This is a genomic window from Leucobacter chromiireducens (genome assembly GCF_003917135.1).
GTDB lineage: Bacteria > Actinomycetota > Actinomycetes > Actinomycetales > Microbacteriaceae > Leucobacter > Leucobacter chromiireducens_A.
Genome location: NZ_RPDI01000031.1, coordinates 1 through 13,531, shown reverse-complemented (window position 1 = coordinate 13,531; position 13,531 = coordinate 1). Strand labels below are relative to the sequence as shown.

13 protein-coding genes are annotated in these 13,531 nt (G+C 71.2%); 10 read left to right on the top strand and 3 right to left on the bottom strand.

The window, feature by feature from the left end; translation table 11 throughout:
* The first annotated feature begins 43 nt into the window (after positions 1-43).
* The 3 genes from EGM46_RS12490 (at position 44) to EGM46_RS12480 (ending at position 3,548) form a co-directional block, all read left to right on the top strand.
* Positions 44-1,423, top strand: a complete 1,380-nt coding sequence (locus EGM46_RS12490) for a TRAP transporter large permease subunit (RefSeq protein ID WP_125100472.1) — start codon at positions 44-46, stop codon at positions 1,421-1,423.
* A 284-nt stretch (positions 1,424-1,707) separates the two neighbouring features.
* Positions 1,708-2,337 (top strand): hypothetical protein, encoded by a 630-nt coding sequence (locus EGM46_RS12485; RefSeq protein ID WP_125100471.1) that lies wholly within the window; start codon positions 1,708-1,710, stop codon positions 2,335-2,337.
* A complete protein-coding gene (locus EGM46_RS12480) occupies positions 2,334-3,548 on the top strand; it encodes a PrsW family intramembrane metalloprotease (RefSeq protein ID WP_125100470.1) in 1,215 nt (404 codons plus the stop codon). Before EGM46_RS12485 ends, EGM46_RS12480 begins: the two co-directional genes overlap by 4 nt.
* 309 nt (positions 3,549-3,857) lie before the next feature.
* On the opposite strand, the gene EGM46_RS12475 is transcribed toward EGM46_RS12480, so the two are convergent.
* Positions 3,858-4,742, bottom strand: coding sequence for a LysR family transcriptional regulator ArgP (locus EGM46_RS12475; RefSeq protein ID WP_125100469.1), 885 nt, complete (start codon positions 4,740-4,742; stop codon positions 3,858-3,860).
* Between the two features lie 160 nt (positions 4,743-4,902).
* On the opposite strand from EGM46_RS12475, the gene lysE reads away from it, so the two are divergent.
* Positions 4,903-5,517, top strand: coding sequence for an L-lysine exporter (lysE, locus tag EGM46_RS12470; protein WP_125100468.1), 615 nt, complete (start codon positions 4,903-4,905; stop codon positions 5,515-5,517).
* Positions 5,518-5,534: 17 nt separating this feature from the next.
* A complete protein-coding gene (locus tag EGM46_RS12465; RefSeq protein WP_164512898.1) occupies positions 5,535-6,623 on the top strand; it encodes a lactonase family protein in 1,089 nt (362 codons plus the stop codon).
* Here the strand turns inward: EGM46_RS12465 and EGM46_RS12460 are convergent.
* Positions 6,620-7,435, bottom strand: coding sequence for a response regulator (locus tag EGM46_RS12460; protein WP_206427573.1), 816 nt, complete (start codon positions 7,433-7,435; stop codon positions 6,620-6,622). The genes EGM46_RS12465 and EGM46_RS12460 overlap by 4 nt on opposite strands.
* A complete protein-coding gene (locus EGM46_RS12455) occupies positions 7,432-8,670 on the bottom strand; it encodes a sensor histidine kinase (RefSeq protein ID WP_206427572.1) in 1,239 nt (412 codons plus the stop codon). Before EGM46_RS12455 ends, EGM46_RS12460 begins: the two co-directional genes overlap by 4 nt.
* Before the next feature lie 171 nt (positions 8,671-8,841).
* On the opposite strand from EGM46_RS12455, the gene EGM46_RS12450 reads away from it, so the two are divergent.
* The 5 genes from EGM46_RS12450 to EGM46_RS12430 all read left to right on the top strand — a co-directional run.
* Complete coding sequence (locus EGM46_RS12450) at positions 8,842-9,894, top strand: tripartite tricarboxylate transporter substrate binding protein (RefSeq protein WP_431194085.1); 1,053 nt, start codon at positions 8,842-8,844, stop codon at positions 9,892-9,894.
* Complete coding sequence (locus EGM46_RS12445) at positions 9,894-10,469, top strand: tripartite tricarboxylate transporter TctB family protein (protein WP_125100465.1); 576 nt, start codon at positions 9,894-9,896, stop codon at positions 10,467-10,469. Before EGM46_RS12450 ends, EGM46_RS12445 begins: the two co-directional genes overlap by 1 nt.
* Position 10,470: 1 nt before the next feature.
* A complete protein-coding gene (locus EGM46_RS12440) occupies positions 10,471-12,015 on the top strand; it encodes a tripartite tricarboxylate transporter permease (RefSeq protein WP_125100464.1) in 1,545 nt (514 codons plus the stop codon).
* A gap of 66 nt (positions 12,016-12,081) precedes the next feature.
* Positions 12,082-12,615: a nucleoside deaminase gene (locus tag EGM46_RS12435; protein ID WP_125100463.1), complete on the top strand. Its 534-nt coding sequence runs from the start codon at positions 12,082-12,084 to the stop codon at positions 12,613-12,615.
* On the top strand, positions 12,612-13,531 hold a 920-nt coding region (locus EGM46_RS12430; protein ID WP_241156324.1), incomplete at its 3' end, for a cytosine permease. The genes EGM46_RS12435 and EGM46_RS12430, both read left to right, overlap by 4 nt.

The following is a 13,531-nucleotide window of genomic DNA, read 5'->3' as shown; positions in this document are numbered from 1 at the left end:
CGTTCCCGGCGCCGTCGCGCCGTCCACCCATCGAAAGGCCACCGTGGTCCAAAACACTGCACTGGCGCTGCTGCCAGTCCTCACCGTGCTCGCCGTCTCGGTGCTCACGAAACGCGCCCTGCTCGGCCTCCTCTCCGGCGCGGTCGTCGGCGCGATCCTGATCGGCGGGTGGGGGTTCTTCGACACGCTCGTCGGCACCTTCGGCGCCTCGCTCACCAACGAGACCGTGCACTGGCTCGTCCTCGTCGTCGTGCTGTTCGGGATCCTCATCGCGTACTTCAACGCCTCCGGCGCGGTGAGCGACTTCGCGCGCTGGACCGAGCGCTTCGTGAACTCCCGGCGGAAGTCACTGCTGCTCACGTGGCTGCTGACCGTCGCCCTGTTCATCGATGACTACCTCAACGCGCTCACCGTCGGCACGTCGATGAAGCGCGTCACCGACCGGTACGGCGTGCCGCGCACCCTCGTCGGTTCGATCGTGAAGCTGACGAGTGCCCCCATCGCCGTCATCATCCCGTTCTCGACGTGGGCGGTGTTCTTCGCCGCGCTGCTCGAGCAGGACGGCGTCACCGTCAACGGCTCGGGCTTCGGCGCGTACCTCGCCGGCCTGCCGACGGTGTTCTTCGGCTGGTTCGCGCTCATCATCGGCCTGCTGCTCGCCCTCGGCGTGCTGCCGCTCGTCGGCCCGCTGAAGCGCGAGCAGCTGCGCGTGGAGCGCACCGGGGACACGCTCCCCGAGGGGCTCACCCCGGAGGAGCGCGCGTTCGAGCTCGCCGAGGACGGCGCGGAGAGCGCCCGCCCGCTCCCGTTCAACTTCCTGATCCCGATCGCGACGCTCGTCGCCGTCACGGTGCTCACCGAGGTCGACATCGTGAAGGGTGCCGCCGCGGCCGTCGTCGTCGCGCTGATCCTTTATGTCGCTCAGCGCCGCATCACCCTGAAGGGCGTGCTCGATCACGCGTTCGAGGGTATCACGAGCATGGGCTACGTGATGGTGCTGTTCGTCCTCGCGTTCATGGTGCAGCAGATCAACCTCGACCTGCAGCTCGCCGAGTGGGTCATCGGCGCAACCGAGCCGGTGATGCACGGGGCGCTGCTGCCCGCGATCGTGTTCCTCGTGTGCGGCGTCTACGCGTACGCGACGGGGGCCTTCTGGGATCTCGCTGCGGTCATCACGCCCGTCGTGCTGCCGCTCGCGATCGCGGTTGGCGTTGATCCGGTGCTCGCCGGGACCGCCGTCTTCTCCGGCGCGGCGCTCGGCTCGACCACCTGCCTCTACGGCGACGGCATCATCCTCGCCTCGAAGTCGGTTGGGGTGAAGCCGCTCAACCTGATGCTGTCGATCCTGCCCTACGCTGGCCTCGCGGCGGCGCTGTCGTTCGTCGCCTACCTGATTGCGGGCTACGTGAGCTTCGGCGGCTAGTCGCCCGCCCCCCCCGGGCCCGCCCGGATCCGGGCCAGCCCCGGCCCCCGCGTCCCGGGCCCGCAACCGCCCCTTTCCCCAACTTTGTTGGGGAAAGGGGCGGTTTGGCTCGGGGGAAGCGGCGCAAAGTCCACGCAAAGTTGCTGGGGAGCGGGGGCGGGGAACTGGGCCGGGGAACGGAGCTCGGGAACTTGGAGCGGGGCCGGTCCACCGGGAGGGCGCACGCAGTAGAGTTCTTGCAGCGCTTGGGATGGGCGCGCCGCGATCGACGTACAGGGGAGCGCATGAAATCACTCGTCACACGCGGCCGCGAGCGGCCGCCCGTGGACCGCCGATTGCTCTGGTTTGACCGGGCTTCTTTGCCGCTCGCGCTCGTTGTCGTCGCCGTGTTCGTTGTCCTCACTGTTGTAGTGCCGCGCATCGACCGCAGCATCCCGTGGAGCGATCCGATCGTCGCCGGGGACCAGCTGGCGCTGTCAGACACGATTGTCGTGACCCCGGTCCCCGGGTGGAATCTCGAAGCAGGCTACCGGGTGGCCGGTGACAGCCGTGAGCCCAACGGCGCTGCTCGCCTCGTCTCGTCCGGCGTGACGATTGACCTCACCGCCGACACGTTCTCGGGGACGCCCGCTGAGCTCCTTGCGCAGGTTGAGCTGGTGACGGAGCGCACTCAGGATCCAAGTTTCCGTGCGCACGGGGGCGTGGCGCCGACCGCTACGAGCGCCGGAGTCGCCGGTGTCAGGCAGGCCTTTGCCGGCCTAGCCGGCGATGGGCAGATCTTCGCGTTCGTGCTCGGCGACTCCGGAGTCACGGCGACGGTGACCGGACCGTCGGCCCAGGTTCGCGCGCTCAGCGGGGCGATCGAGCACACCGTTGCGAGCATCAGCGAGGTCCAGGGAGGCGAAGAATCATGAGGAACACCACCACCGTCTCATCCGAGCACGCGGCATCGCCCGCTGAGCTCGAGCACCGGCGAGCTGCCGCGATCGAGCAGTCCGGTTGGGGTGCCAAGTTCGAGTTCTTCCAGCCGCGCAACCTGTGCTTCTGGGTGTTCGTCGCCATCACCGGTGTCGGCGCGGCCACAATGTGGAGCTACGTTGCGCCGAAGGCGGGGTTCTTCGCCGAGAGCTTCGCGGTCGGCGCTGTGCTCGTGGCGCTCGCGGGACTCTGCTGGGGGTGGTGGTTCCACCACATCGACCGCTGGGAACGTCAGCCGCTCGGCGTGGTCGTTGCGGCGCTGGTGTGGGGCGCCCTGCCAGCGACGTTCGGTATCGCTCTGACGGTGAACTCCGCGCTGCTCAACATCTACCCGAAGCTCTTCGGTCAGGAGTGGGCGGCGAACTGGGCGGCCGGCCTCATTGCTCCCTTCACTGAGGAAACCGCAAAGCTCTGTGGATTCCTCCTGATCATGGGCCTCGCACCGAGGCTCGTGCGAACCGCGAATGACGGGCTGCTCATCGGCGCGTTCATCGGGCTGGGGTTCGCGGTGTTCGAGGACTTCCTGTATGCCGTGAACTCGGTGTTTGTTGCGTTCAGCGTGAGCCCAGACACGAGCGTGGTGCAAACCTCCGTGCTCCGGATCGCAACGAGCGCGATCTCGCACCCGCTCTTCAGCGCACTCGTGTGCAGCGGTGTGGTCTATCTCATCGGAACTGTCGCGCAACCGCGCAGGATCGTGCGTGGCGCACTGTTTGTGCTCGCGGGGGTCGTGCTGCACTTCGCGTGGGACGATGCTGCCGGACTCGCGGGTGGCAACGGTGCCGTGATGATCCTCGTGCTGTGTGCGGCGACCATTGCCGGGATGGTGCTCATCTCGGTGGCGTTCCGGCTGGCGTTGCCCACCGAGGCGCAGTTCATGCGTGACATCCTTGCGCCCGAGGTCGCCGCGGGACTCATGTCAGCTGACGAGGTCGAGGCGGTCGTTCATCGGAAGGCGCGGAAGCGGTTCATTCGGGCCGGCCACCACCATCGTCAGAAATCCGCACGCCGGCACTGGCGCAAGGCGGTGCTCGAGCTCACGCACGAGCTCGCTGTCGATCAGGCCTCGGGTACGCATGCTGCGGGGGCGGTGGATCCCGTTGAGGGAGCCCGGGACGAGGTCCGACGCCTCCGGGAGCGTCTCTGACCTGGAAGCCCTGACCAGCAGCTGCGGGGTGCTGCCCTGCAACCCTCACGAACTTTGTTGGGGAAAGGGGCAGTTTGGTTTCGGGGAAGTGGCGCAAAGCCCACGCAAAGTTGCTGGGGGCGGGCGCTGCACGCCTGCCCGGCCACCCCACTCCATTCCGAGTCCCAGCGAATCGGCCAAGCCAAGTCCAGAATTGAGTTTCGGGCTTGGATATGCCGAATCGCTTGCGTTGGGCGGGCGGGGCGGCCGCAGCGGCGCGCGCAGCTCGCGCGCCAGGGGCGGCCACGCAGCCGCCGGCCAGCACCCCAGCTACCCCAGCGCGGCCGCCGCCTCCTCCGCGATCACCCGCGACAACGCGTCGAGCACGGGGGAGCGCAGCTTCCACCGCTGCCAGTAGAGCGGCAGCTCGATCGCCGCGGCCGGCGCGAGGTCGACCATGCGGCCGGCGGCGATCGGTTCGGTGCACTGCCGCACGGGGAGCATGCCCCACCCCATGCCGAGCTCGACGGCGTGCGCGAACTCCGCGGACGACGGGATGAAGTGGCGCGGCGGGTGCACCTCGGCGCGCGTGATCTTGCGGAGGAAGCGCTGCTGGAACGCGTCGTGCCGGTCAAAGTCGACGGAGGGCGCGCGGCGCAGCGCGTCGGCGGTGAGTCCGTCGGGGAAGTGCTCGGCAACGAACGCGGGGCTCGCGACCGCATGGTAGCGGTCGGTGCCGACGCGGGTCGACGTGCAGCCGGGCACCGGGTCGCTCGTGGAGGTGAGCGCCGCCATGACGGCGCCCCGCCGCAACTGCTCGGTCGAAATCGTCTCGTCTGCGCGGAGCACCTCGAACCGCGCGCCGGTCTCGCGCGCGGCGCGGGCGAGCGCTGGCACCACCCACGTGGCGAGCGAGTCGGCGTTCACCACGATGGGGAGCAGCGTGCCCGCGGCGGGCCCGGCCCCGAGTTCGGCGGCCACGTCGTCCGCGACCCGGGCGATCTGCCGCGCGGCGCGCAGCACCGCGGCCCCCGCCTCGGTGATGGTCACGGGGCGCGTGCGCTGCACGAGCACGGAGCCGACGCGCTCCTCGAGTGCGCGCACGCGCTGGCTCACGGCTGAGGGGGTGATGTGCAGCCGGCGCGCTGCGCCCTCGAAGCTGCCCTCGTCGATGACGGCGGTGAATGTCGCGAGGTGCTCGATGGGGAATTCCACGTGGTTCCTTCCGTGCGGCGTCTGACGGTGTGGCGAGCGCACGCACCGGCCTCCGCGCCAGCGCACCCTCGAACGTACATGAAGCAATGCTTATGGTGCATCAGAATATACAGGCACGCTCAACTTGGAGGGGGCGATCCTCACGCCCTAACGTCGAAGCATGATCCTTCCCCTCCTCGTCGGTATCGGCAGCGGCCTCTCCCTCATCGTGGCCATCGGCGCGCAGAACGCGTTCGTGCTGCGGCAGGGGATCCGACGCGAGCACGTGCTCCCGGTCGTGCTCATCTGCGGCCTCACCGACGCGCTGCTCGAGACGCTCGGGGTCGCCGGCATTGGCTTCGTGATCGAGCGCGCACCGCTCGCGCTCGAGATCGTGCGCTGGGGCGGGGTCGCCTTCCTGCTCTGGTACGCGTGGTCGGCGGCGCGGCGCGCGATGCGGCCGGCGGTGCTCGTCGCGGAGGGAGCGGGCGCTGGATCGCTGAAGCGCACCGTGCTCGCCTGCCTCGCGATCACGTTCCTGAACCCGCACGTGTACCTCGACACCGTGGTGCTCATGGGCTCGATCGGCAACGCGCAGGGCGACCCGGGGCGCTGGTGGTTCGCGGCGGGCGGCGCGCTCGCGAGCCTCGCCTGGTTCTTCCTCCTCGGCTACGGCGCGCGGGCGCTCACCAGGTTCTTCGCGACGCCGCGCTCGTGGCAGATCCTCGATTGGATCGTCGCGGTCGTGATGCTCGTGATCGCTGCGCGCCTCGTGTTCGGCGGTATCGGGGTCTAGCGCGCTACAGTGGCCGCGTGCGCGCGCTCATCGGTTCCTACTCCGCCCCCTCGCCCTGGGCCGGTGCGCCGGGAGCGCACGGAGACGGCCTGATCGGGATCGACCTCGGTGCTGGATCGGCGGGGCACCCTGGGGCCGTCGTCGGCTGGGCCGCGGCCGAGCTGAACCCGTCGTTTCTCGTTCGCGCCGCGGACGGCGCCGTGTGGGCGATCACCGAGCCGGAGCGCGGCGGCGAGCTGCTCCGCTTCGCGGCAAACACCGGAGCCAACACCGACGGCTGGCCGAGCCAGGCGGCGCCCGCCCGCGTCGCAACGGGCAGCGATGCGCCGTGCCACGTCGCGCTCACCCCCGGCGTGGCGTTCGTGAGCCACTATCACGGCGGCACGGTGGCGGCGATTGCGTGTGACGCCGCGGGTGACCCCGCCAGGCTCGCCGCGACGATCACGCTGCCGGAACGCGGCGACGGCTGGGATCGCGGCGACAAGCGCTCCCGTCCGCACGCCGTGCTCGTGCTGCCGGACGGCGTGCACCTGCTCGTCGCCGACTGCGGCAGGGACCTCATCGCGCTCCTGCGCTGGGACCCCGCGCGCGAGGCGGCGGAGCTGCGCGCCGTGCTGCCGCTCCCGCCGGGCACGGGCCCGCGCCATCTCGCGCGGCACCCGACGTCGGGGGCCGTGCTCGTGAGCAACCAGGGCAGCGGCGGGATCACCGTGCTCGAGGTGAGCGATGCGCCGGGGAACGCGCGGGCGGGGCTGCGCGTGCGCCAGACGGTCGCCGGGCCGGGCCTGGGCCGCGCGTGCCCGGTGCCCTCGGAGGTCGCGGTGCACCCGGCCGGCACCGCCGCCGTGCTCGCGAACCGGGGCGACAACTCGCTGACGGTGTACGCGATCGCCGCGGACGGGGAGCTCACCGAGCGCGCGACCGTTGATTCGCGCGGCGACAATCCGCGGCACTTCGCGTTCTCCCCGGACGGCGAAACCCTGTGGGTCGCGCACCAGGACTCCGACGACCTCACCGTGTTCGCGTGGCGGGACGGCCTCCCGTCCGACCCGATCCGGATCCCGATCGCCACGCCGACCGCGGTCTGCGTCCTGTCCGGCGACTAGCCCTCCGGCGGCGGGACCAGCCGGTAGAGCACCTCCGGCCTGCCGCGCTTCCCGTAGCGGTGCGCGAGGTCGATCGCGCCAGCCTCGACCAGGTGGTCGAGGTAGCGCCTGGCGGTCGGCACCGAGATCGCGCACTGCGCGGCGAGCGCCGCGACGGTCGTCGGCGCGACCGGGTCGAGCGCCGCGAGCACTCGGTCGAGCGTGACGGGCGAGATGCCCTTGGGGAGCGGGGCACCCGCGCCCGGCCCGCTCGCTCCGCCCGACCCGCCTGCCTGCCCGGCGGCATCCGCCCCGCCAGGCAGCCCAATGCGCCCAGTCGACAGCAGCCGGTCGATCTCGCCCTGGCCGAGCGGCAGCTCGCGTGCCGCCACCTCCTCACCGCGCGCGCGGTACTCGGCGCGGTACGCCGCGAGCCTGGCGTGCAGCGCGTCAGCGGTGAACGGCTTGACGAGGTAGCCAACCACCTGCCCGGCGAGCGCCTGGCGCACCGTCACGCGATCCTGCGATGAGCTGATCACGAGCACGTCGGGGGAGTGCGCGCCGAGCGTGCGCAGCCGATTCAGCACCTCGACGCCGCTGATGTCTGGCAGCCGCATGTCGAGCAGCACGAGGTCGATGCCGCCGTGCAGTCCGTGCGCCACCGCCGCCCGCCCGGTGCCGACGGCCGCCACGAGCGCGAAGCCCTCGGCGCCGGCGACGAAGCGCGCGTGGAGTGAGCGGGCGCCAGCGTCGTCGTCGACGACGAGCACGCGGATCCCCTCGGGAACCGGGCCGACGGCCGCCGCGCTCCCGCGCTCCTGCCCCGCGGTCACGAGAGCACCGCCATCTCGAAGCGGAACCGCGCGCCGCCGAGCTCCGCGCGGCCGAGCTCCACGCTGCCGCCGCGCTTCGCGACGGTGCGGCGCACGAGGTCGAGGCCGATCCCGCGCCCCAGCCCGGAGGGATCGCGCTTCGTCGAGACGCCCCGTGCGAACACCCGGTCAGCGTCGTGCGTCGCCACGCCAGCGCCGTTGTCCGCCACCTCGCCGACGAACACACCGGCGCGTTCGACGAGCGCGCAGCGCACGACGGTCGCCCCGGCCTCGCCAGCGTTGCGGCACAGGTTCGCGAGCACGAGCGTCACCTCCTCGTCGACCACCGACTCCACGAGCACCTCGGCGTCGAGCCGTGCGCCGTGCGCGCCGAGCTCCGCGCGCAGTACGTCGAGCGTGGCGCGCAGCAGCGGTTGCTCGCTCAGCGCGTCGTCGCTGCCGCCCGTCGTCACCGGGGTCACGCCCGCGATGTAGCTGAGCGCATCATCGGCGTCACCGTGCGAGATGAGCCCGTGGATCACGTGCAGTCGCGTGGTGAACTCGTGCGACTGCTCGCGCAGCGCCGCGGCAGAGCGGCGCAGCTCCGCCGTGTCGCGCGCGGCCTCGTCGAGCCGGCGGAACCGGCGTTCGAGGAGCGCCGCAATGGTCGAGCTCGCGAGCGTGCCGACCACGAGCGCGCCGATCACCCAGGGCAGCAGCCGGCTGACCGCCTGCGCCGAGTCGGCGGCGATCCGGCTCTCCAGGATCCCGACCGAGAGCACGCCGATCACCTCGTCGGCGTCGTCGCGCACCGGCACCTTCGCGCGCATCGTCATGCCGATCGTGCCGGTCTCGGTGCCCAGGTAGATCTCGCCAGCGAGCACCGAGGTGTTGTCGGTCGACACCGGCTTGCCGCGCTCCGACGGCGTCGGGTGGGTCACCCGGATGCCCTCCTCGTCGGAGATGACCACGTAGTCGACGCCGGCCGCGCGCTCCACGACGGTCGCGAGCGGCTGCAGCTCGGCCATCGCCGCGGGGAAGTCGTCGTGCGCCTGCGCGAGCACGTCGCGCACCTGGGTGAGCTCGGCGAGGCTCAACGCGACATCGGTGACGCGCTCGCCCGTGGCGTCGCGGATGCTGCGCTCCTGCACGGTGAACGCGATGCTCGCGGTGACGGCGACCGCCGCGAAGACGATGACGGTCGGAAGAAACAGCATCGCGAGCCGCGCGCCGGCCGGCGTCACTCCTCGCATCATTCGGGCAACCTCCTTGTCGCCGACACAGTCTAGACCGCGCGGCGGACCCCGACACGCTCCCCGTGAGCATCTATGAGCACAAAGCCGGATCTCGGGGGTGTCGGTCCCGTGGTCTGCGAACGTGTGTGGCACACCGCGGCGCACGTGCGCCCTCACAAAGGAGTGATAGCAGTGGAGACACCCGAGACGGGGGCGCCCCAGCCCCCGCACCACACCGATGGCGCTTCGGCGCCGAGCCGCTCACCCGGCCGGCGCACCGCGCTGCGGATCATCGGCGGCACGATCGCGGCCGCCGCGATCGGCGTCGCCTCGTTCGGATCGATCAGCTCGGCCGCGGCCGGGCAGGACATCCACTCCTCGCTGACGATCATCGCCCCGGCTGCCGCAGGCGGCGGCTGGGACACGGTCGCGCGCGAGATGCAGCAGGCGCAGCGCGCCAACGGGCTCGCCGCGAACGTGCAGGTCGTCAACATGCCTGGCGCCGGTGGCACCATCGCGCTCGGCAACATGTCGCGGCTCGAGGGGCGCGCGAACACGATGCTCGTTGGCGGCACCGGGCTGCTCGCGGCCACGATCCAGTACGACTCGGCGGCGACGCTCGACGACGTGACCCCGCTCGCCGTGCTCTTCGAGGAGTACGACGTGATCGTGGTGCCTGCCGACTCGCCGCACGAGACGCTCGAGGACCTCCTCGCCGCGTGGCGGGAGAACCCGGCAGCGGTGCCGTGGACCGGCGGCGGCTCGTTCGATCAGCTCGTGGTCACCGACCTCGCGCTCGCCGCGGGGATCGACCCGGTGGAGACGACGTACATCTCCTCCGACGGTGGCGGTGAGGCGGTCGCCGCGCTGCTCAACGGCACCGCGCACGCCGCGGCTGGCGGCTACCCGGACAACATCGACCAGATCGAGTCGGGCAGGTTGCGCGCCCTCGCGCTCGTGGCTGACGAGCCCGTCGCCGGGATCGACATCCCCACCGCGCGCGAGCAGGGCTACGACGTGACGCTCGCGAACTGGCGCATGCTCGCGGCCCCCGCCGGGATCACCGACGAGGAGACCGGGGAGCTCACCGAGCTCATCGAGGACACGATCGCGACGCCGGAGTGGAGCGAGGCGGTCGCCAGGTACTACTGGACCGAGCAGGTCATCACGGGGGCGGATGTCGCCCCGTTCCTCGCCGAGGAGCACGCGCGGATCACCCGCCTGTATGAGGAGATGGGGCAGTGATGCCGACGAACAACCCCACCGCGATGTCCGCGGTCGTTGGCGAGGAGATCCAGCTCGCCGCCGGTCGTGGCCGCCGCGCCGCGCTGCTCAAGGAGCTCATCATGCCGGCGCTGCTCGTCGGGTTCGCCGCGTACCTCCTGGTCGGCAACCTCACGATGCGGGTGCCGGAGGGCACGGCGTTCCCCGGCCCGCGCTTCTTCCCCGGCATCATCGCGGCCGGGCTGCTGCTGTTCGCCGTGCTCCGCGCGCTCGGCGCGCTGCGCGAGTGGCGGCGCGCGGCCGTGGCGGATCCGGCAGCGGCGGATCCGGCAGCGGCCGGTGCTCCCGTGCGCGTCGACTGGCGCTCGCTCGCCTGGGTGGTGCTGCCGTTCATCGGCTTCGCGCTGCTGCTGCCGGTGCTCGGCTGGATCATCGCGGCCGGGCTGCTGTTCTGGTGCGTTGCGCGCGCGTTCGGGCTGCGCCGACCGCTCGCCAGCCTCATCGTCGGGCTCACGGTGAGCTCGATCATCTACATCGCATTCGACCTCACGCTCGGGATGTCGCTCCCGTCCGGCGTGCTCGGCTGGGAGTTCTGACATGGATACCTTGCACCTGCTCCTTGAGGGCTTCGCTGGCGCGCTCACCTGGCAAAACCTGGTCTGGGTGCTCGTCGGCTGCCTGCTCGGCACCGCCGTCGGCGTGCTGCCGGGGCTCGGCTCCTCCATGGCCGTCGCCCTGCTGCTGCCGGTCACGTTCTCGCTTGAGCCGACCGCAGCCTTCATCATGTTCGCCGGCGTCTACTTCGGCGGGCTGTTCGGGGACTCCACGATGGGGATCCTGATGAACACCCCGGGGCAAGCGTCCGCGATCGCGTCAACGTTTGAGGGCCACAAGATGGCGCTCAACGGCCGCGCGGCGCAGGCGCTCGCGACGGCGGCCATCGGTGCGTTCATCGGCGGCTTCATCGCCTCGATTGTGGTCGTGTTCCTCGCACCGGTGCTCGCCGACTTCTCGACACGCTTCGGCCCGGCCGAGTTCTTCGCGCTCGCGGTGTTCGCGTTCGCCGCAACCTCGACAGTCGTCACCGACAACCCGGTGAAGGGGCTCGCGTCCCTGTTCATCGGGCTCGGGATCGCGGTCATCGGCATCGACGGCGTCTCCGGCGCCCCGCGCTTCACGATGGACTCCCCGAACCTGTTCGACGGCATCTCGCTCGTCACCGTGACGGTCGCGGTGCTGGCGCTCGGCGAGGTGATCTACGTCGCCTGCCTGGAGCGGCACGTGTCGAACCGCGGCATGATCCGGCCGGCCGGCCGGCCGTGGCTGTCGCGCCGCGAGCTGCGCGAGGCGACGCCTGCCTGGCTGCGCGGCACGGCGATCGGGCTCCCGTTCGGTGTGATCCCCGCCGGCGGCTCCGAGATCCCCACCTTCCTCGCCTACGGCGTGGAGAAGCGCCTGGACGCGCGCCGCAGCTCCCCGCAGTTCGGCAGGGGCGCGATCCGCGGCCTCGCCGCACCCGAGGCGGCTGGCAACTCGACCACGGGCATGGCGATGGGCGCGCTGCTCGCGCTCGGCCTCCCGATCTCCGCGACCGCGGCGATCATGCTCGCGGCGTTCCGGCAGTACGGTCTGCAGCCCGGGCCGCTGCTGTTCGAGCGAGCCCCCGAGCTCGTGTGGGCGCTGCTTGCGAGCTTCTTCATCGCGATGATCGTGCTGCTGATCCTCAACCTGCCCTTCGCGATGCTGTGGGCGAAGCTGCTGCTCATCCCGCGGCCGTACCTCTACGCCGGGATCACCGTGTTCTGCGCGTTCGGCATCTACGCGACGTCGGGCTCCGTGTTCGATCTGCTCATGCTGCTCGGGATCGGCATCGTCGGCTTCCTGATGCGCGCGCTCGACTACCCGATCGCACCGCTCATCATCGGTATGGTGCTCGGCCCGCTCGCCGAGACGAGCCTGCGCGACGCTGCGATGAGCGCGAACGGCGACTTCTCGGTGCTGCTCCAGGGCCCCATCGTGCTCGTGCTGTACGGCATGCTGCTGCTGGTGCTCGGCTTCGCGATCCGCAACCGCATGATGGCGCGCCGCGCGGCCGCGCGTGAGCGTGCGGGTGAGCAGGAACTCGAGCCAGCCGCCGAGTGAGATCGCGCGCCGTGTGCCCCGGATCGGTGCGACCCGGGGCACACGGCGCGCGATACGATTTTGGCTATGGCAGTGAACACCCCAGCACCCCTCTCAGACGCCGACCGCAGCTTCCTCGACCTCGCGATCGAGCAGGCGCAGATCGGGTGGGACGAGGGCGGTGTGCCGATCGGCGCCGCGCTCGTGCACCACGGCCCGGACGGCGACCGCGTGCTCGCGGTGGGGCGCAACCGCCGCGTGCAGCAGGGCAGCGTGATCCGCCACGGCGAGACCGACTGCCTCGAGAACGCCGGGCGGCTGCCGGCGAGCGTGTACCGGGAGTGCACGCTCTACACGACCCTGTCGCCCTGCACCATGTGCGCGGGCACCGCGATCCTCTACGACATCCCGCGCATCGTGATCGGCGAGAGCGACAGCTTCGAGGCCTCCGAGGCGTGGCTGCGCAGCAACGGCGTTGAGCTCATCGCCGCGGACGACGACATCTGCCGCGGGCTCATGCGGCGCATGATGGACGAGCGGCCGGAGATCTGGGCCGAGGACATCGGCGTGGAGACCGCCGAGCTCGGCACCGCGGCCGCCGGCATCGAGCCCCGCGCGTGAGCCGGGACATCGCGTCTGGCCAGGCCGCGCAGGACACGCAGCTGACCGAGGCCGGCGCGGAGGCCGGGGCGGCAGCGGTGATCGACCCCGACTACCCGGTCACGCCGGTGCCGCGGAACGCGCGCAAGGGGTTCTTCTCCCTAATGGTCGTGCTGCTCGGCTTCACCGTGTTCACCCCGACGATGCTCGCGGGGGCCGCGCTCGGCGAGGCGTTCGGGCTGCGCGAGCTGCTCGTCGTCATCGCGGTCGGCTCGCTCGTGCTCGGCGCGTACGTTGCGGTGCTCGGCTGGATCGGCGCGCGCACGGGCCTCACCACGGTCGTGATGGCGCGCTACACGCTCGGCACCCGCGGCTCGAAGCTCGCGTCCATCCTGCTCGGCGGCACGCAGATCGGCTGGTACGGCGTGGTGGTCGGCACGATTGGCGAGCTCACGGCGCAGGCGTTCGAGTGGGACGGCTTCGGCCCGCGCGCCGTCGTGATGGTGGTGGTCAGCGCGCTCATGTGCGCGACCGCGGTGTACGGCTACCGCGGCATGTACTGGGTATCGCTCATCTCGACGCCGCTGATCCTGATCCTCGCGTTCTGGGTGATGTTCCGCTCGCTCGAGGAGGTGGGCGGCTGGGCCGGCCTCGCCGCGATCGAACCGGGCGGGCAGATGACGCTCGCCGTCGCGGTCACCACCGTGGTCGGCACCTTCGTGTCGGCGGGCACGCAGGCCCCCAACTGGACGCGGTTCGCGCGCAGCGGGCGGCAGGCCGTCATCGCGTGCGTCGTCGGCTTCCTGATCGGCAACGGCCTGATGATCTTCTTCGGCGCGATCGGGGCCATCACCTTCGGCGAGGGCGACTTCGTGCTCGTGCTGTTCCAGCTCGGCCTGATCGGCTGGGGCCTCTTCCTGCTGTTCGGCAACCTCTG

What these genes read in the sequence shown, in the direction of transcription:
- EGM46_RS12485 (WP_125100471.1), top strand. Translation starts at nt 1,708, where the DNA reads ATGAAATCACTCGTCACACGCGGCCGCGAGCGGCCGCCCGTGGACCGC.
- EGM46_RS12480 (WP_125100470.1), top strand. Translation starts at nt 2,334, where the DNA reads ATGAGGAACACCACCACCGTCTCATCCGAGCACGCGGCATCGCCCGCT.
- lysE (WP_125100468.1), top strand. Translation starts at nt 4,903, where the DNA reads ATGATCCTTCCCCTCCTCGTCGGTATCGGCAGCGGCCTCTCCCTCATC.
- EGM46_RS12455 (WP_206427572.1), bottom strand. Translation starts at nt 8,670, where the DNA reads ATGATGCGAGGAGTGACGCCGGCCGGCGCGCGGCTCGCGATGCTGTTT.
- EGM46_RS12445 (WP_125100465.1), top strand. Translation starts at nt 9,894, where the DNA reads ATGCCGACGAACAACCCCACCGCGATGTCCGCGGTCGTTGGCGAGGAG.
- EGM46_RS12440 (WP_125100464.1), top strand. Translation starts at nt 10,471, where the DNA reads ATGGATACCTTGCACCTGCTCCTTGAGGGCTTCGCTGGCGCGCTCACC.
- EGM46_RS12435 (WP_125100463.1), top strand. Translation starts at nt 12,082, where the DNA reads ATGGCAGTGAACACCCCAGCACCCCTCTCAGACGCCGACCGCAGCTTC.